Here is a 17,238-nt window from a genome sequence, read left to right on the forward strand (position 1 = left end):
CCAACCTCCGTTTGTTATTTCCTTTATTGCCATTACGGTTATTGCTATTGCTTTGAACGGCAAAAAATAGGTATTGCGACGCGCGTCATCATGACGACGCGTCACCTTTGTCTTAATTCAGGAAAATAAGTAAAAACTGAGGCGCGTTATTTTATTTCGTGCTCTTCATTTCCCCCACCAATGCGCGGTCGCACCACTTTTCCTTTTTTCTCTGCCGCTTTAACTAATTCCGCTTCTTCGTGCGCCCAATTCCAGTAATTGATCTCGTGGGGTGAATGTTCCGTCGCGGTAACGTACATTTCCGTGGCGAAGGCGTTGCGCAACTCATTGGCAATATCTTCTTTCCAGGGTTTACGTAATTGCTGTGTAGTAATACGGCGGGTGACGCGCGTACCGGTGCGCATAATCAGCTCGGCAATTTCCTGAGCACGTTGATAGCACGCTTCCGTATCGGGACAAATTTCATTGACCATGCCCAGCGCCAGTGCTTTGCGGGCGGTGATAATCTCCCCGGTCAGCTCGGCATAGGCGTAGCGTTTGCGACCCATCAATTCGCGCCAGGCAATTTGAATGCCATCTCCCGGTACCATGTTGACGCGATAGTGCATTTCAGTCGTCCAGGCATCTTCGGTGCACAGGGTGATATCACTGAACAGCACCAGATCGGTGTGAAATGCCGCGCCGTTCCAGACGCCAATGGTCGGTACTTCGACATCAAACACCTGGCCTTCGATATCATTGGTGCCGTCATAGTATTGATATTCATACATTTTCCACGCTTCATCCGGCGCAGAAGCGAACTCGGTCGCGGGCTGCCATTGGCCTTTCTCATCCAGCCGACCAATACCGGCCATAAAATCTTCCCCGCTACCGCCGAGAATAATGACTTCATTTTCCGGGTCGCGTCCTGCCCAGTCGAAGAAATAATGTAACCCCTGGTGCGCAGGCGCACCCCATTGCAGGCTGCCGCCGTTGGTATGTAAACGCGCTTCGAGAATGCCGTTTTTACGCTTCATGGTGAAGCAATGTTTCAACCGTTCTGAATATTCCTCAAACGGCATGTGCGGAATGGTGCCTAATTCTTTATGGGACATCTCTTTACGTTTATCGTGATCGGATGCAAAGTTGGCTTTAATCACCATGGTGTTCTCCTTTTATGAACGGGTGATATTTCACAGAGTGTTCGTGTTAGCTTTCAGCCTATAATTCAGCCCTTGCGGATAGAAATTCTTTTTATTTTTTCGGCTATGCTATTTGCGCATAACCAGCGCAAAAATAATTCTCAGCGTCGCAATGTTAATTTAAAGCAGGGGGGCATTCCGATAATTAAGCCGGTGCGGCGCGCGCGCGTTGATATTGACTAAAGGCCTGGCAAAACCAATCAACACAGGGATTTCGGTTGCGCAGCGGCCAAATGAGTTCAAGGCTGAACCAACAGTCCTGCTCGCTCAGGGAGAGCAATACGCTATTTTCACCGAGCAAATAGCCGCGGTGGCGGGGCATAAAGAGAACCGCCCGCGCATTCAGTTCCAGATCGAAACAGCAGGATTTGAGATTAGGGAACTCTTTATAGACCGTAAAGTCGATGCCGCGGGCGCTCAAAAAACGGGTGCTGTACATTTCGGACAGGGCGAACTCGCGCGGATCGACCCGGATAACCGGCCACTGCGCCGCATCGCGCAGGGATACCGTGCCGTGTTGCGCCAGTGGATGCTGGCGATTGACCGCCACGCATAACGGGTCTGTCTGAAACGGCAACGCTCCAAAACCGGCTCGTTGCGGCATAAAATTTGGGCGAATCAAAAAACCGGCGTCGCATTCACCGGCATCCAGCAACGCCAGCACTTCTTCCAGCTCGCAATCGCGGCACTCGACAACCACCTCTTTTTGTTGCTGGCGAAAATCTTCCACCAGCGCCACCAGCGGTTGCCGGATGGCTTCGCCGAGAAAGGCGATGGTCAGGCGCCGTCGGCTGTTACCGGTGAAGGTGCGCACGGCCGTCATGCTTTCGTCGTACTGGTGGAGGATTTTCCTGACTTCGCATGCCAGCCGATGGCCGGCACTGGTTAAGCTCACCCGGTGGGTATCGCGCTGAAACAGCGGTGCGCCGACATGCTCCTCCAGTTCTTTCATATGCCGGCTGAGCACCGGCTGCGTGATATGCAGCATTTGCGCGGCCCGGGTGAAATTAAGCCGTTCGGAAAGCAACAAAAACTCGCGCAGTAACTCTATTTTCATGATGCTCCTCGCTTAAGCCGGGGGTTCAGTGCGCCGTGCTGCTGATCAGGTAGCCCGCAAAGGCGGGCGATGCCCAGGAAATGAACCCCTGATCGGTGGCGATAATCAAATAGACCGCCAGCCCTTCACTCACCGCCAGTTGTTTGGCACGTTGCGGCCCCAGCACCATCAGGCCGGTATCCCAGGCATCGGCCTGTAATGCGCTGGCGGCAATCACCGTGGCGGAAACCAGGTGATGCGTCACGGGCTGGCCGCTCGCCGGGTCGATAATGTGCGACAACCGACGCCCCTGGCGCTGGTAATAATTGCGATAACTTCCGGCCGTACTGATGCCGTGCCCTTGCAAATCCACCACCGCTTCCACGCGAGTTTGTTGATCGGTCGGCTGCTGAATGGCGACTTTCCACGGTTGCCCTGAGGCGGATACGCCGCGTGTCACCACCGCGCCGCCGACAGAAACCAGATAGTTGTTGATGCCGCGATGTGCCATTAATGCGGCCAGATGATCGGCGGCATATCCCTCGCCGACGGTAGACAAATCGACAGACAGCGACGGCAGATCTTTTTGCATCCACGATTGGCCGTGACGCTCAGAGAGGTGTAAATGCCACCAGCCCACCCGTTTTTGTGCCTCAGCAAGGGTGGTGACGTCGGGCGTGTTGGCCGGTATACCGCCGGGGCCAAACCCCCACAGATTGACCAGCGGGCCGACCGTAATATCCATGGCACCGCCCGTACGCGCGGCCACCTGCAATGCCACGCGCACCGCCCGCGCCATCCCGGCGGGGACAGCCTGGGGATCGGTTCCCGCATAGCGGTTAAAGCGCGACAAGGTGCTGTCTGGCTGCCAGGTGGAGAGCAGGGCATTGTCCCCGGCCAGGCCGCGATCGATTTCTCCCTGCAAGCCTGCCAGCGCGCGGTTATTGGCGTGCGCCACTTTAACCTGATACCAGGTGCCCATTATTTTTCCACCGCTTTCCCACTGCTGATGTGGCTGTGCGGCTGCGGTTGTCCCGCTAAGCCACATCAACAGCCCGACCCACATTGAACGCTTCATAGTGCCTTCCGTTTGCCTGCCTGACCTTCAGTCGTCAGGAATGCAGGATCCAGGCCAGTCCCGATAACCGCGCAGGGCCTGAAATCAGCGGCAGAGGGCACGCATAAAACCGTGTGGTGATGCGCAGATGTATCACGGCAATAGCGAAATGCATTACCGACTCACCGCACAATAAATACCTGACGAGGAAAACATACCTATATCCAGCAAAATCAACAAATTACTGACTTGTTGTCTCTGGCTCGCTCCTTGCTATGCCTGAATGGCATCACTCAATACATTTCAATAAAAAAGGCAATGTCATGAGATATACACGACGTAAATTGATTCAACGCCTCACGGCCTGTTCCGTATTACTGCTTACCGATCCTCCCCTGCGTTTGGTGTTGGCGCGCGAGAACGTTGCCACCGGTATCCGCTACGCCATGCTGCATGATGAAACCCTCTGTATCGGTTGCCAGGCGTGTGTTGCCGCGTGTCGCAAAGTCAACCGGGTGCCTGACGGGGTCAGCCGGTTACAGGTATTAGCCAATCCGGCTCCTGGGGATAACGGTAAAACGCGGCAATTTTTCCGCCGTTCGTGCCAGCACTGCGATAATCCGCCCTGCGTGACGGCATGCCCGACTGGCGCGTCTTATAAGGATCCGGCCACCGGAATTGTTGATGTTAATCATCAGCGCTGTATCGGCTGTCGCTACTGCCTGGCGGCGTGTCCGTACCATGTGCGTTTTATTCATCCCGTTAGTCTCACTGCGGATAAATGCAATTTTTGCCGCGACAGCGAACTTGCCCAGGGCAGGCTGCCCGCCTGCGTACAGATCTGCCCGATGAAAGCGCTAACCTTCGGCAACCTTAACGATCCCGACAGCGCGATTTCGCAGGCTATCCGAAGCAAAGTGGTCTATCGCAGCAAGCTTTATCTCGGCACTGGCCCGAATGTCTACCGCGTGGCAGGCAAGCAGGGCGAAATCAACCCCAACCGCAGTTAAGACAACAGAGTCAGTAAGGAGAAAATGACAATGCATCCTTTTCAATTCGACACGCTGGTCTGGGACTGGCCAATAGCGCTCTATCTTTTTGTACTCGGTATCGCCTCGGGTCTGGTACTGGTGACGCTCGGCCTGCAACGGCACTTACCCGGCGAGCAACGCCGCTGGTTCGCCTGGCGAGCGGCGGTGGGTGCGCCATTAATGGTGATTGCTGGCCTGACGGTGCTGGTTTTTCACCTTACGCACCCGCTCTCGTTCTGGTACGTGATGGTGTTTTATAACCCGCACTCAGTGATGTCGCTCGGCGTGATGCTGTTCCAGCTCTATTTCCTGGCGCTGGCGCTTTGGTGGTTGCGGCTCGGTTATTTGTCGCTGAATGAACGCGCCCGGCGTTATGCGCCCTCGAAAGTGGGCACGTTGTTATGTCTGCTGGGGCGGGTAGGGCAAGGGGTGGCGCGTCATCCGCGCTGGCATAATGGCCTGCTGGGGTTACTTGCCGTCTTACTGGGAGTGTATACCGGCTTCTTGCTCTCCACGCTGAAGGGATATCCTCTGCTTAACAACGGCGTGTTGCCGCTGCTGTTTCTTAATTCCGGGCTGGTTTCTGCGTTGGCGGTATTGTCGCTGTGTCCGTCGTTGCACCGCGCGGCACCTGAGGCGGTGGGGCTGTTGCACCGCTGGGAAATCAGCTGTGTATTGCTGGAAATTCTGCTGCTGATCGCCTTCTTCTTCAGCCTCTATATGGGGGGCGGTGCGCAGACGCAGGCGGCACTTAGCGCATTAAGCGGTTTCTGGGGGGCTGTTTTCTGGTTCGGTGTGGTGGGGCTGGGGATTGTGCTGCCGTTGTTGATGACGCTGCGACCTGTACATTCGCGGGGAGCCAGCGTGACTCTGGCCTGTGTTGCTTTGATAAGCGTACTGTTGTTCCGCTTTTTTATTCTTTACGCCGGACAAATGGTGGTGGCGTAAGGGGACAGCGGGGCATGGCCCCGCCGTCAAAAAGCCTGCTTACAGGCCCAGTAATTTATCCAGAAAAACAGTCGCTTGTAACCAGAACGTATAGCCATTTTCCGGTTTAACGCTGCTATAGGCATACTGCCAGTTGGTATTGTTCCAGGTGCGGGCACCGCTCAGTTTTACGTTTAACTCCGGTGTGAGCGCAAAAGAAGCATCAATGCTCAATTGGTACTCGTTGCGGGGAACCTGCCAGCCATTACCACCCTGAGCCGTGAACATATCCTGCAAGTAACGTTGTTCACTTGCGGTGAATCGTCCCCAGCGGAAAGCGAGGCCATAACTGTCCATCGGGCGGCTTTGCCACGGCCCCTGCCAGATAACCCCCATATCGGCGAGGGTGGAGATGCCGGTATAGGCATCCGATTGCAACGTTTGTGTTACGCTGCCGTGCAGACTGATAGCGCTGGGGAAGGGGTTGCTACTCTCTGCGCCGCCATCACGCCGCCATACCGCTTTTTTTGCCGTCAGATAAAAGCCGGAGACACCATGATGGCTGCGTACCGCCGCACTGCTGTCCGTCACTTTGGAGGTGCCGTTGACGGTGTAATAGACATCGTCATAGTCGAGATCGTTGTAGAACCCCAGTACTTCCCAGTTGAACGGATACGCCTCCTGTTGCCAGGAGACGCGACGTGCCAGATTGGCTACCCACAGCGTGCTGCCGCTGTCGTAATCATCGTCCCAGCGCTCCCAGCCGTTAGTAAACGGAAATGCATGGTAGGTGCGCCACGCCCCAACATTGCTTTCCAGTTGCGGCGTAAAATGCCAGCTTGCCAGCGCACCCCAGCCTGCATAAGGTGCCGGGCCGAATACCGCCGTCTTATTCAGCACCGTATTCACGCAACTTTCCGCCACGTTGCAGTTGGTGAACCCCATAAACTGGCCGGGGTTACTTTTGCCTACCTCCAGCGATAAGCGGTCGTCGAGTAACGTCTGCTGATATGTGAAGCGCAGTAAATGCGCGACTTTGGGAATATAGGGTGGAGGATCGCCAGCCAGCAGGCCGCCCGCATTGTTGCCGTATTCGAGGTTGCTGCTAAACGGCACCCACAACTGCATAAAATGGATGCTGCCGCCGGGGATCGCGCCCATTTTCTCCAGATCGAAATCTGCACCGGCGAACAGCATGGTGTAACTTTGTTGCTCATTGGTACTGGTACCGGCGCTGGGATTACCCAGCCAGAATTGTGACGCCATAATATGCGGCGTCACGCCATGATCTTTTAGCCATGTTCCGGCGTCCGACAGCGGTAGGGCGCTGGCATCTGCGTCGGTAGCCCATGCGCTGTTATTTATCAGGCCGCCGAGCAGTGCGCCGGAAAAGAGCATTCTTGTCCAGATATTGCGAGGTGTAATTTTCATTATTCGTTCTCATTCGCCAACAAACTGGCGGCGCCCGCATTCACGAACACCGCGTGTTTATTTGTTATCAGGGTTGTTTGATAAACTGCGCGGCATGCTCACCTGCAATGCGTCCCGAGTTATAGGCGAAGCCCAGTGCCAGCCCCTGATAAGGGGGATAAGCCGGGGAGCCAAAAAAACCGCCTGCGTTGTTGCCCACGACATACAACCCCGGAATAGCCTGCATATTCTGGTCGGTGGCTTCCAGCCGCTCATTAACGCGTACGCCCCCGGTGGAACTGAGGCTGACCACTTCCGATGACAGAGCGTAATAGGGACCATTAGCTACTCCGAAAGCGAGGAACGCCGGTTTTTTGCCAAATTCACGGTCTTTTTTGGCTTTCACCGCAGCGTTGTAATGCGCAACGGAGGCTTTCAGACGTTCGGCCTGCATACCGCTGCTGGCGGCTAACTCATCAAGGGTTGCGCCTTTATAGATGGTGCCGTTTTTCACCCCTTGCTCCGCTAACGCCACGAAATCGCCCGTACCGACGGGGTTGGGCGCGCCCGCGCCAGAGATCTCAAACGGCAGCTTGCCTTTGCTGAATGCCTGTAGGGTTGGTGTATCGACCACAATCAAATAGTTGCCGCCCACGGAATAGGCCGCATTCGCCCATAAGGCCGTGTCATAGACCAGCGACTCGTCGACAAAACGCTCCCCGGAGCGATCCAGCCACAACAGCGGCGTTTTCAATATGCGAATCAGCAGACTGTCGTTGAAACCGGTCGCCTGGGTCGGATCCACCCCCACCAGTTTGGTCGCATGCAACAATGCCGACTGGGTTTCCCATTTTGCCGCGCCTGCGTCCCAGGCCATCTTCACGCCTTCCCCTTGGTTCGCCCACGCCAGCGAAGAGATATTGGTGGTCAGCATGTTACTGGTGAGCATTTTCATATTCGCGCCGTAGCCGCCAGTGGCAACAATCACTGCTTTTGCATGGACGGTCAGGGTGCCGCCGTCAGCTTTTTCGGCGATCAGCCCCACAACGTTGCCTTTTTCATCCTTAAGAAGTGCCTTGCCGGTGGTGCGTGTCATCAGTTGTCCGCCCATCTCCTCCAGGTGTTTATACATATTGGCGAAGGCGGCCGCGCTGTCTTTGTAGTGATGGTAAATGCGCCATTTGATCGGGTCGGCGTTATGCGCCTGCTGCGTATTTTGATCGGACAGATAGAGCTCCACGCCGTATTTCATCAGCCAGTCGACGGTAGAGGCAGATTTGTCCACCACCGTTCGCGTCAGCGGGCCGTTGGTGAGGTAATGGTTGTAATCCACCAGCCGGTGAAAGAGTTCATCGGCGGTAAAAGTGAATTTTTTCTGCCGCTCAAGCGACGAACCGACCGCAAATAATCCGCTGGCAATCTTACCGGCACCGCCCACTGTCGGCGCTTTCTCGACCACCAGCACTTTCGCGCCAGCTTCGGCAGCCGCCAGCGCGGCGGCAGTACCGGATGCGCCTCCCCCCACCACCACGACATCGGTGGTGACGGTTTGATCCGCACCTGCGGTTTTCACTTTTCCCTGACGGTACGCTTGCGGGTCTGCGCCGGACTGCTTCAGCGCCGCTTCGGCGGCTTTTTTCACGGCGTTGCTGGTTTCGGTTGCGCCGGTCATGCCATCCACATTCAGGCTCTGCTGTTCGAGGATCGCCTGGCCGACTTCTTTGCCTGCGACACCCCCTAATTCCGGCGTTTCATGTGAGGCATCCACCGTCAGTTGTGTGATTTTGCCGTCTTTATCCACGCTGAGCGTGACGTTGACCGGGCTCTCTTTCCCCTGTGCTGATGCGCTGTATTCACCCGGCACGATGTCTGCCCACGCCATACTGGCGGCGGTCAGCAACGCTAGCCCCAGACAAGCGCCAAACACGCCAGGTCGCCATTGCTGTATTACATTTTTAGTTTTCATAGACCTACCTTTATGAGTTATTCCAGTGACTCGAAACCCCTTTCCACGTCGTCAGCCGGTAGCCGCACGACGGATCCCTTGCGCTTTACTCAACCGACTAAACAAGGCTGCGCTCAGCAACAAGCCGTAGCCCATCAACCGAAACAACGCGCCATAGCTCTCGGTGACCGGTTCCGGCCACGCCACGGCGCGATGCGCGAGGAAAGCAAAACTGATGGTGATGCCAAGCATCATGGATATCAGCTGTACCAGCGTCAGCAGGCTGTTGCCCGCGCCGTAGCTGTTATCGCTCATGGTGGAAAATGCCAGCGTGTTCAGGCTGCAATAAATGGCGGAACTGGTTAGTCCAAGGCCGAAGGCCAGACTCAGCACCCACCACGACGTTTGTGGCACGTCGGGGGCAGACATGGCTACCAGCAGTACCGCGCAGAGAACACAGCCAGTGATCAGCAGCCGCCGATAGCCAAGCCGCTCCAGCGCCTGGCTGAGAAAAAAACGCACGCTCAACGCGCCACCGGCAAAGGCCAGCAACACCATCGATGCGGTGGCGGGTGTAGCAGAGGTTTGTACTCGCAGGGATAGCAGCAGCGGCGTAGAGGAGAAACAGATCCTCACCAGCGCGTTACCCAATAAGCTGATGCGATAAGCGGGGTGCGCCAGCACAGCGGAATCGAACAGCCCGTCCATCGGGTGTTTTAGTCGCCGCCAGACAGACAAGGTCGCCAGCACGCCAAGGGTGATGCAGGCGGGAAGCAGGCCGATCGGCGACAGCAGTATTTGCCCCACGGGTGTGACCACGGCGAGACAGAGCAACAGCGCGGGTGCGACCACCAAATAGCCCGCGATATCGAAACGCGGTGTGTCGGTAATGACGCTGACAGCACAACGCCGGCTGGCCAGTAAACAGAGCATACAGAGCGGCAAGGGCAACAGAAACAGGCCGCGCCAGGGCATCAGCGTCAGACCAATCCCACCGCATACTGGCCCCAGTAGCGTCCCCAGCAAACCGATGGCGGTGACGCGGTTCAACTGGCGGGTCTGTTCATCATCGGGCACGGTTTTCAGTAACAGCACGCGAGCCGAAGCCAGCATCAGTGCGCCACCGCTCCCTTGTACCAGCCGCCAAAGGCAGAGGGCTGGCAGGCTATCCGCACGCGCGCAACCCAGCACTGCCAGCATAAACAGGCCCAGCGCAAGCTGATAAACCCGCTGTTCGCCATAACGTGTCATCAGCCAGGGGCTAATCGGTGTGGTTAATACCACGGCGACTAAATAGCTCAGCGCCAGGCCATCCAACGCACGTAACGGGAGGTGTAATGCCTGGGCAATAGTGGGCAGGGATAAATAGAGCAGGGAAGTATCGCTGGCCTGAATCAAAAAAGTGAGGGCAGCCAGTAACGCGATGCGTCCTGTAAATGATGGTGCCTGGCATGGTTGTACTGCCTCTTGCATTTCTTCCGCTCCCCTTGATGCACTTTCCTGCATGGCTTGAGCGGTGTAAGCAATCCCCGTGCCGTTTATGAAAATAAAAATAAATCGTTATTTATCAAATGATTAATTGGATTGGTGGTAAACGGAGGGTAGGTAAAGCGGCCAGCGATACGCTTTTGTATCAATGAGGGAGGCGGTGCATTTTTAACAATTCACTTTATGTGGTTATTTCATGCAGCACTTAACATTCCTGATGCCTGTAACAACGATACAGTGAGCTATCACCGATACCGTTACGGTTTAAGGTTGGCAACGCGGGGGGAAGAGAATGAACTTTACGCTGGACGACAACGCCAATGACATTAACTACAAGGAGATTCTGGATAACCTGGAGTGTCCGATTTACGTCACGGACTCCCGGGGCGTGACGCGTTATGTCAACCTTGCCTACCTCGCTGAAAATCCCATTGCGGACAGGCAGAAACTGATTGGCCGCAGCGTGGGCGACATTATTCAGGAGGGCAAATATTTCAACTAGGCGATCACCCTGCGCGTATTAGATGAGCAGCGTGAGGTGATTGAGGTGCTCAGCCACCATCTTCTGCCGGATAAAAGCGCCTTCGTCTCTGGGCGTCCAATTTACGATACGCATCACAGTGTGAAGAGCGTCGTGTCTATCATGTATGTGGACGCTTTCTTCCAGCGCCTGAACCGACATTTTGACTATCCGCTACGGCCTCTCTCCTCGTTCGCCAGAGCGCCGCTTATCACCAGTGCGCCACTTCCGCCTGTGCAGCAGCCGGTTTCGCTCATTGGTGCCAGCGAGGCGATGGCGCAGTTGAAACGTCTGATTATCAAGGTGGCACCCAGCGATGCCTCGGTGTTAATCACCGGCGAGTCTGGCACTGGTAAAGATGTGGTGGCGACAACGCTGCAACAATTAAGCCCGCGCCGCGATAAGCCGTTTGTGAAAATCAATTGCGCCGCCATTCCCGCGAATCTGCTGGAAAGCGAATTGTTTGGTTATGAAAAAGGGGCCTTTACCGGTGCGCTGGCACGCGGCAAGCCGGGCGTGTTTGAACAGGCCGACGGCGGCACGTTGTTTCTTGATGAGATAGGGGAGATGGACTGGGAAGCGCAATCAAAATTGTTGCGTGTGTTGCAGGATAAAGTGGTGCAGCGTGTGGGGGGAATGGGGGCATTGCAATTAGATGTGCGTATCATTGCCGCCACGAACGCGGATCTGCAACAACAGATCCGCAAAGGTAAATTCCGCAAAGATTTGTACTATCGTCTCAACCTTATTCCTCTGCAAACCCCACCGTTGCGCCATCGCCGCGACGATATCCCGTTATTACTCGATTACTATTCGCGCCAGTTCGACAAACAGTACCGCCGCATTATCCGCTTTGACGATGCGGGCGTCGCCCGACTAATGGCCTGGGACTGGCCGGGGAACGTGCGCGAACTGCGTAACTTTCTGGAATATATGTATGTTTGCCAGGAGGATAATTATGTCGATGTCGCCAGCATCAATCGCTGGCTGGCGCAAAATAACGTCGACAATCTGCCCGAGGCGCAACCGCCTGCAACGTTGCCGGGTGACGATGTGTTACTCAGCTGGTGCCATGCACAACTGCGGGCGGGCGCAACGCTGAAAACAATGCTGGCGCAGGTTGAGCGGGATGTCTTGCGACTGGCTCAGGCGCAGCACAAAACCACATATGCGATTGCAGACCGGCTCGGCGTGGCGCAACCGACGATCGTCAGGAAATTACAGGCACACGGGATTGGCGCAAATCGCGCAACGATTTAATGGAATGGGTATTTAAGAAAGTGGTGCGTCCGAATGGACTCGAACCATCGACCCCCACCATGTCAAGGTGGTGCTCTAACCAACTGAGCTACGGACGCACTGAAAAGGAATGGTGCGTTCAATTGGACTCGAACCAACGACCCCCACCATGTCAAGGTGGTGCTCTAACCAACTGAGCTATGAACGCAGTGTTGTGGTTGACAACGGGGACGAATATTAGCGGCAGGCCGGGGATGTGGCAAGCGGAAAATGGCAGATTTCTTACTGAATTCACCCGATTGCGGAACAACTGAGCAAAACGCCGGGAAAGTAGCCGCCATGCGGCGGCTGGCGTTATTTAGCGCGCGGCGCGCTGCAAAATCCAGCTTGAAGGCTGGCGTTGCAGGTAACGCATGCGCAGCATTATCATCATGGCCGCCGAAGTCAGGCCAATAATAAAGCCCATCCAGAAACCCGCCGGTCCCATGCGATCGACCACCAAATCTGTCAGCGCCAGAATGTAGCCCGTCGGCAGCCCCAGCACCCAATAGGCGATAAATGTAATATAGAAAATCGAACGCGTATCTTTATAGCCACGCAACACGCCGCTGCCAATCACCTGGATGGAGTCAGAAATTTGATAAATCGCCGCCAGTAACATCAGGTGCGAGGCCAGCGTCACCACTTCCGGGTTGTCGTTATAGAGCAGGGCGATTCTTTCACGCATTAGCACGGTAAAAACGGCGGTTATCGCCGCCATGCAAATTCCGACGATTAACCCGGTACGTGCCGATGTTTTCGCATCCAGCGTTGAGCCCTGTCCGAGACGAAAGCCGACACGAATAGTGACCGCCGCCGCCAGCGACATCGGCAACACAAACATCAGCGAACTAAAGTTCAGGGCAATCTGGTGGCCTGCCACATCCACAATCCCCAGTGGCGAGACGAGTAACGCCACCACAGCAAACAGCGTGACTTCAAAAAACAGCGCCAGCGCAATCGGCAAACCGAGTTGGATCAGGCGTTTTAACACCTCCCTGTCCGGTTTGGAGAAACGCGTATCGCGGCGGATATCGCGCATCGCAGGGGCGCGTTTAATATATGCGCGCAGGCAGATAAACATCACCCAATAGACTGCCGCGGTGGCTACGCCGCAGCCCACGCCGCCCAGTTCCGGCATGCCGAAATGACCATAAATAAAGGCATAGTTGACCGGAATATTCACCAGCAGCCCGAGAAAGCCCATCACCATGCCCGGCTTGGTACGGGCAAGGCCTTCGCACTGGTTGCGCAACACCTGGAAAAAGAGATAACCCGGTGCGCCCCACATCAGCGCACGTAAAAAATGCACCGCTTTGTCGGCCATTAGCGGATCGATATTATGCATGGCGCGAATAATATGACCGGCATTCCACAGCACGATCATAATCAGCACGGAAACCACGCCCGCCAGCCAGAATCCCTGGCTGACCTGATGCGCAATACGCTCGCGTCGCCCGGAACCGTTTAATTGCGCAATCACCGGCGTCATCGCCAGCAGCAGACCGTGACCAAATAAGATCGCGGGAAACCAGATAGAGGTACCAATGGCAACGGCCGCCATATCCGTGGCGCTGTAGCCACCGGCCATTACCGTATCAACGAAACCCATCGACGTCTGGGCAACCTGCGCGAAAATAACCGGCAACGCCAGTGCCAGTAATTGCCGCGCTTCAGTAACATACTTGTGCACGATACACCTATATATTGTTGTTATAAGAAAGAATGGAACGACTAATGAGAAAGGCGTTTTTCCTTGTGCCACAAAAAATGCTGCACCGCGATATGTGCAACATCTGGTCAAATACTACCTGCTAATCCGTATTTTTGCCATGTTAACCATAAATCAAAATTATCTTTCGCACGTGGTGTGATTGAGGGTGGCAAGGGCAATTTTCACCTGTTATTGTGCGTCAAGAACACGGTAACGCCGTATGAATGGAACAGGAGTGGTTAAGTATGTTTACGGGCATTGTGCAGGGCACGGCAAAAGTGGTGTCAATTGAAGATAAACCCAATTTCCGCACCCACGTTGTTGAGCTGCCAGAAACGATGCTGGACGGCATCGAAACAGGAGCGTCCATTGCCAACAACGGTTGCTGCCTGACAGTAACGGCAATTAACGGTAGCCATATTAGTTTCGATTTAATGAAAGAGACGCTGCGTATTACCAACCTCGGCGAACTGGGCGTGGGCGATATCGTTAACGTAGAACGTGCGGCAAAATTCAGCGATGAGATCGGCGGGCATTTAATGTCCGGCCATATTATGACCACCGCTGAAATTGTGAAAATCCTCACCTCGGAAAATAACCGCCAGATTTGGTTCAAGGTGCAGGATCCGGCGCTGATGAAATACATCCTGTATAAAGGCTTTATCGGCATTGACGGTATTAGCCTGACGGTCGGTGAAGTGACCAGCACCCGTTTCTGCGTGCATTTGATTCCGGAAACCTTGCAGCGCACCACGCTCGGGGCGAAGAAACTGGGCCATCGCGTCAATATTGAAATCGACCCGCAAACTCAGGCGGTGGTGGACACCGTTGAGCGCGTGCTGGCGGCGAAAGAAGCCGCCGTGGTCATCAACAGCGAAGAGTAATTACGAAATAAAAAGGCCGCAGCACAGACGTTGCGGCCTTTTTATTTATTCCATGCGGAAACTAACGTGCCACACGCAGCCCATTTTCAACGCCGCGGCTGAACACCACCTGCCAGAGTTGAATATCCCGCGCGCGGAATGCGCCCGCGCAGGCGTTCAGGTAATAACTGAACATCCGTTTAAAACGTTCGGAGTAGTTATCGGCAATTTCCGGCCAGCTTGCGAGAAAACGCTCGTACCACGCCATCAGTGTGCGGTCATAATCGGCACCGAAATTGTGCCAGTCTTCCATAATAAAATGCGGTTCACTGGCGGTGGCAATATGGCGCACCGACGGTAAGCAGCCGTTAGGGAAGATATAACGATCGATCCACGGGTCAACATTATGGTCAGTGCGTTTTGAACCGATGGTATGCAGCAAAAAGAGGCCGTCCGGTTTCAGGTTTTTGTCTACTACACTGAAATAGGTGGGGTAGTTTTTCGGCCCGACATGTTCAAACATGCCCACGGAGACGATGCGGTCAAACTGATCGTCAAGGTCGCGATAATCCTGCAACAGGATGTCAACATCCAGCCCTTCGCAACGCTGTTGCGCCAGTTTTTGCTGCTCCGCAGAAATCGTGACGCCCACCACGCTGACGCCATAATTCTGCGCCATAAATTGTGCCAGACCGCCCCAGCCGCAGCCGATATCCAGCACGCGCATGCCGGGTTCTAATTGCAGTTTTTCACAGATAAGCCGCAGTTTAGCCCGTTGCGCATCTTCCAGCGTTTCGGCCTCTTTCCAGTAGGCGCAAGAGTATTGCATCTGCGGATCCAGCATGCGGGTAAACAGATCATTACCAAGGTCGTAATGCTCTTTACCGACAATCCACGCCCGTTTTTTACTTTGCAGATTAAATAATCTTGCTCCGGCAATGCGGAGTGTGTCTTTGAAATGATGCGGGAGCTGTTTTTCCAGACCGGCACGGATAACGTTGGTGAAAAATATGTCCAGACGGTCGCATTCCCACCAGCCGTCCATATAACTTTCGCCGAGTCCAAGCGAACCTTCCTGCAAAACACGTTTGAAAAAATCAGGATTTTTCACCTGAATATCTGAAGCAGCGGGACCGTTGACACGGATACCTGCGCGGCTCAGCAGCTCGTTTGCTATACGGAACCAATTATCATCCCGTACGCTAACTTCTTCTATACACGATGAACTCATACCTTCTCCATCACTCGCAGTGATCTGAACCTTAAAAAGCGTAGACGCTTTTCAGGCTTGTGAGAAATCTCACGGTTTTCGCCGTGAGGCTGATATCCGACGTAGAACAGAGGAAGGGAGATGACCCTTGCCAGAAAGGCCTTCCGTGGTTAAACGAGCTCATCCCGGTGCTCGTTAATACATAATATTTATCGTATTTATGGAACAGCCGAAAATCAGTATAGGCCTCAATATGAGGTGATTCAACTTAAAGCTGTTAGCACGCTAATCAGTGCTGATGGGATAGTCGCTTGCGCAATTATCCCTGTGAAGAGAAGGGTGAGGCGTCTTCTTCCCGGTGCGCATGGCTGTGCTGGCGTTGCAGGAGATAACCGATCGTCGTCAGCAGCACCATCGAGAGCATTACGCTGGTGGTGGTGAGCAGTGGCGTTGCAATCAGCCACGACACCACCAGGCTTGCGAGGAAACAGAGCCCCAGCTGTAACGTATTTTGCAGCGCCGCTGCCCGGCCTGTCGCCTGCGGGAACGGGCGCAGCGCCTGCGCCACCACGATCGGGTAGATTGCGCCATTGGCCATCGCCATCAAGCAGAACGGAACCAGCAGTGCGCTCAGGGAGACACCCGTCAGAAAGCCCACCGCCCAGGTCGCCAGCACGCTTATGCCGAAGGCTGCCAGCAGCCACGGCAGCAGGCGCGCGCCGTCCCATTTCTGCAATGCCGCCCGGCAACCATATCCGCCGATGAGAAAGGCGATAGTCTGCGGGACATAGCTCAGGCCAATCACCGACGGGCCATAACCCATTTCATGCAGAATAAACGGTGAGCCGGTAAGCCAGGCAAAAAAGCTGGCGGAGCAGGCGGCGTAAATCATCACATTGCCGCGATATTCACGAACGCGCAGCAGATCCATAAATGTCAGGGAGGGGGGCTGATGCAGAACCTGTTTTGTTGGCGAAGTCAGCCGCAAAGCCGGCACCATCAACACAAGCGTAATCAGCAGCAGGGTGGCGAAAATCATCTGCCAGGAGAAATGGGCAAGGAGCCATGCACCGAGCAGCGGCGCCAGCGCAGGGGTTAAACCGACCAGTGGCATGATGGTGGCGAAAATACGGTTCACGCGATGCGCCGGATAGCTGTCCGTCACCAGCGCCTGCCAGCTGACAGTTGCCGCGCAAACACCCACCGCCTGCACAAAGCGCAGCACCAGCAACCATGTGGCGTCCCGCACCCATAATGTCCCCGCGCAACCTAACGCGAAAATGGTCAGCCCGCCCAGCAGAATGGGTTTACGTCCATAACGATCCGACAGCGGCCCCCACACCAGTTGCGCCACCGCGAACCCGGCCAGAAACAGGCTGAGCGTGGCACTGACCACGGCGGAAGAAGTGTGCAAATCTTGCTGTATTGCGCTGAAGGCGGGCAGGTACATGTCGGTGGCTAAAAAGCCCAGCACGCTTAAGCCCGCGAGCCAGACTAAAAATCCTTTGCCAGGTTGCATTTTCATTTCTCTTTGTTTGTTGCAGGTATTTAGGGGTGTCGAGTGTAAGGAGTGCTTTC

General features: G+C 55.0%; 14 protein-coding genes and 2 tRNA genes. 5 read left to right on the plus strand and 11 right to left on the minus strand.

Annotated features, from left to right (window positions below):
• Nucleotides 1–146: 146 nt before the first annotated feature.
• From Q5705_01150 to Q5705_01160, 3 genes are all read right to left on the minus strand, one after another.
• A complete protein-coding gene (locus Q5705_01150; protein ID WLI77200.1) occupies nucleotides 147–1,142 on the minus strand; it encodes an enoyl-CoA hydratase/isomerase family protein in 996 nt (331 codons plus the stop codon).
• A 184-nt stretch (nucleotides 1,143–1,326) separates the two neighbouring features.
• Nucleotides 1,327–2,238, minus strand: a complete 912-nt coding sequence (locus tag Q5705_01155; GenBank protein ID WLI77201.1) for a LysR family transcriptional regulator — start codon at nucleotides 2,236–2,238, stop codon at nucleotides 1,327–1,329.
• 25 nt (nucleotides 2,239–2,263) lie between these two features.
• Nucleotides 2,264–3,295, minus strand: a complete 1,032-nt coding sequence (locus tag Q5705_01160; GenBank protein ID WLI77202.1) for an FAD:protein FMN transferase — start codon at nucleotides 3,293–3,295, stop codon at nucleotides 2,264–2,266.
• 302 nt (nucleotides 3,296–3,597) lie between these two features.
• Between Q5705_01160 and Q5705_01165 the strand changes: the two genes are divergently transcribed.
• Together Q5705_01165 and nrfD are read left to right on the plus strand one after the other, a co-directional pair.
• Nucleotides 3,598–4,284 carry a 4Fe-4S dicluster domain-containing protein gene (locus Q5705_01165; protein ID WLI77203.1) on the plus strand — a complete coding sequence of 229 codons (687 nt, stop codon included), beginning with the start codon at nucleotides 3,598–3,600 and terminating at the stop codon, nucleotides 4,282–4,284.
• A gap of 30 nt (nucleotides 4,285–4,314) precedes the next feature.
• Entirely contained in the window at nucleotides 4,315–5,253 is a 939-nt protein-coding gene (nrfD, locus tag Q5705_01170; GenBank protein WLI77204.1) for an NrfD/PsrC family molybdoenzyme membrane anchor subunit, read from the plus strand.
• Nucleotides 5,254–5,292: 39 nt separating this feature from the next.
• Here nrfD and Q5705_01175 read toward each other — a convergent pair whose 3' ends face one another.
• The 3 genes from Q5705_01175 to Q5705_01185 all read right to left on the minus strand — a co-directional run bounded on the left by Q5705_01175 (nucleotide 5,293) and on the right by Q5705_01185 (nucleotide 10,060).
• Nucleotides 5,293–6,663, minus strand: coding sequence for a carbohydrate porin (locus tag Q5705_01175; protein WLI77205.1), 1,371 nt, complete (start codon nucleotides 6,661–6,663; stop codon nucleotides 5,293–5,295).
• Between the two features lie 67 nt (nucleotides 6,664–6,730).
• Nucleotides 6,731–8,608, minus strand: a complete 1,878-nt coding sequence (locus Q5705_01180; GenBank protein ID WLI77206.1) for an FAD-dependent oxidoreductase — start codon at nucleotides 8,606–8,608, stop codon at nucleotides 6,731–6,733.
• Nucleotides 8,609–8,659: 51 nt separating this feature from the next.
• Nucleotides 8,660–10,060 (minus strand): MFS transporter, encoded by a 1,401-nt coding sequence (locus Q5705_01185; GenBank protein WLI77207.1) that lies wholly within the window; start codon nucleotides 10,058–10,060, stop codon nucleotides 8,660–8,662.
• A 307-nt stretch (nucleotides 10,061–10,367) separates the two neighbouring features.
• Between Q5705_01185 and Q5705_01190 the strand changes: the two genes are divergently transcribed.
• Entirely contained in the window at nucleotides 10,368–10,577 is a 210-nt protein-coding gene (locus Q5705_01190; protein WLI77208.1) for a hypothetical protein, read from the plus strand.
• Nucleotides 10,578–10,718: 141 nt separating this feature from the next.
• Complete coding sequence (locus Q5705_01195; protein WLI78939.1) at nucleotides 10,719–11,855, plus strand: sigma-54 dependent transcriptional regulator; 1,137 nt, start codon at nucleotides 10,719–10,721, stop codon at nucleotides 11,853–11,855.
• A gap of 21 nt (nucleotides 11,856–11,876) precedes the next feature.
• Here the strand turns inward: Q5705_01195 and Q5705_01200 are convergent.
• The 3 genes from Q5705_01200 to mdtK all read right to left on the minus strand — a co-directional run bounded on the left by Q5705_01200 (nucleotide 11,877) and on the right by mdtK (nucleotide 13,566).
• Nucleotides 11,877–11,953: transfer RNA gene (locus Q5705_01200), tRNA-Val, on the minus strand.
• 12 nt (nucleotides 11,954–11,965) lie between these two features.
• Nucleotides 11,966–12,042: transfer RNA gene (locus Q5705_01205), tRNA-Val, on the minus strand.
• Nucleotides 12,043–12,192: 150 nt separating this feature from the next.
• Nucleotides 12,193–13,566: an MdtK family multidrug efflux MATE transporter gene (gene mdtK / locus Q5705_01210; protein WLI77209.1), complete on the minus strand. Its 1,374-nt coding sequence runs from the start codon at nucleotides 13,564–13,566 to the stop codon at nucleotides 12,193–12,195.
• Between the two features lie 266 nt (nucleotides 13,567–13,832).
• Here mdtK and Q5705_01215 point away from each other — a divergent pair, with 266 nt between their 5' ends.
• Nucleotides 13,833–14,471 (plus strand): riboflavin synthase subunit alpha, encoded by a 639-nt coding sequence (locus Q5705_01215; protein ID WLI77210.1) that lies wholly within the window; start codon nucleotides 13,833–13,835, stop codon nucleotides 14,469–14,471.
• Nucleotides 14,472–14,532: 61 nt separating this feature from the next.
• Here the strand turns inward: Q5705_01215 and cfa are convergent, their stop codons facing one another.
• Nucleotides 14,533–15,681 (minus strand): cyclopropane fatty acyl phospholipid synthase, encoded by a 1,149-nt coding sequence (cfa, locus tag Q5705_01220; GenBank protein ID WLI77211.1) that lies wholly within the window; start codon nucleotides 15,679–15,681, stop codon nucleotides 14,533–14,535.
• 298 nt (nucleotides 15,682–15,979) lie between these two features.
• Entirely contained in the window at nucleotides 15,980–17,179 is a 1,200-nt protein-coding gene (punC, locus tag Q5705_01225; GenBank protein WLI78940.1) for a purine nucleoside transporter PunC, read from the minus strand.
• Between the last annotated feature and the right edge of the window lie 59 nt (nucleotides 17,180–17,238).

The sequence above is a fragment of the Kosakonia sp. H02 genome, assembly GCA_030704225.1.
Taxonomy (GTDB): Bacteria; Pseudomonadota; Gammaproteobacteria; order Enterobacterales; family Enterobacteriaceae; genus Kosakonia.

Excerpts from the sequence above, each read along its gene's own strand:
- Q5705_01150 (WLI77200.1), bottom strand. The coding sequence starts at position 1,142 with ATGGTGATTAAAGCCAACTTTGCATCCGATCACGATAAACGTAAAGAG.
- Q5705_01155 (WLI77201.1), bottom strand. The coding sequence starts at position 2,238 with ATGAAAATAGAGTTACTGCGCGAGTTTTTGTTGCTTTCCGAACGGCTT.
- Q5705_01160 (WLI77202.1), bottom strand. The coding sequence starts at position 3,295 with ATGAAGCGTTCAATGTGGGTCGGGCTGTTGATGTGGCTTAGCGGGACA.
- Q5705_01165 (WLI77203.1), top strand. The coding sequence starts at position 3,598 with ATGAGATATACACGACGTAAATTGATTCAACGCCTCACGGCCTGTTCC.
- nrfD (WLI77204.1), top strand. The coding sequence starts at position 4,315 with ATGCATCCTTTTCAATTCGACACGCTGGTCTGGGACTGGCCAATAGCG.
- Q5705_01175 (WLI77205.1), bottom strand. The coding sequence starts at position 6,663 with ATGAAAATTACACCTCGCAATATCTGGACAAGAATGCTCTTTTCCGGC.
- Q5705_01180 (WLI77206.1), bottom strand. The coding sequence starts at position 8,608 with ATGAAAACTAAAAATGTAATACAGCAATGGCGACCTGGCGTGTTTGGC.
- Q5705_01185 (WLI77207.1), bottom strand. The coding sequence starts at position 10,060 with ATGCAAGAGGCAGTACAACCATGCCAGGCACCATCATTTACAGGACGC.
- Q5705_01190 (WLI77208.1), top strand. The coding sequence starts at position 10,368 with ATGAACTTTACGCTGGACGACAACGCCAATGACATTAACTACAAGGAG.
- Q5705_01195 (WLI78939.1), top strand. The coding sequence starts at position 10,719 with ATGTATGTGGACGCTTTCTTCCAGCGCCTGAACCGACATTTTGACTAT.
- Q5705_01215 (WLI77210.1), top strand. The coding sequence starts at position 13,833 with ATGTTTACGGGCATTGTGCAGGGCACGGCAAAAGTGGTGTCAATTGAA.
- cfa (WLI77211.1), bottom strand. The coding sequence starts at position 15,681 with ATGAGTTCATCGTGTATAGAAGAAGTTAGCGTACGGGATGATAATTGG.
- punC (WLI78940.1), bottom strand. The coding sequence starts at position 17,179 with ATGCAACCTGGCAAAGGATTTTTAGTCTGGCTCGCGGGCTTAAGCGTG.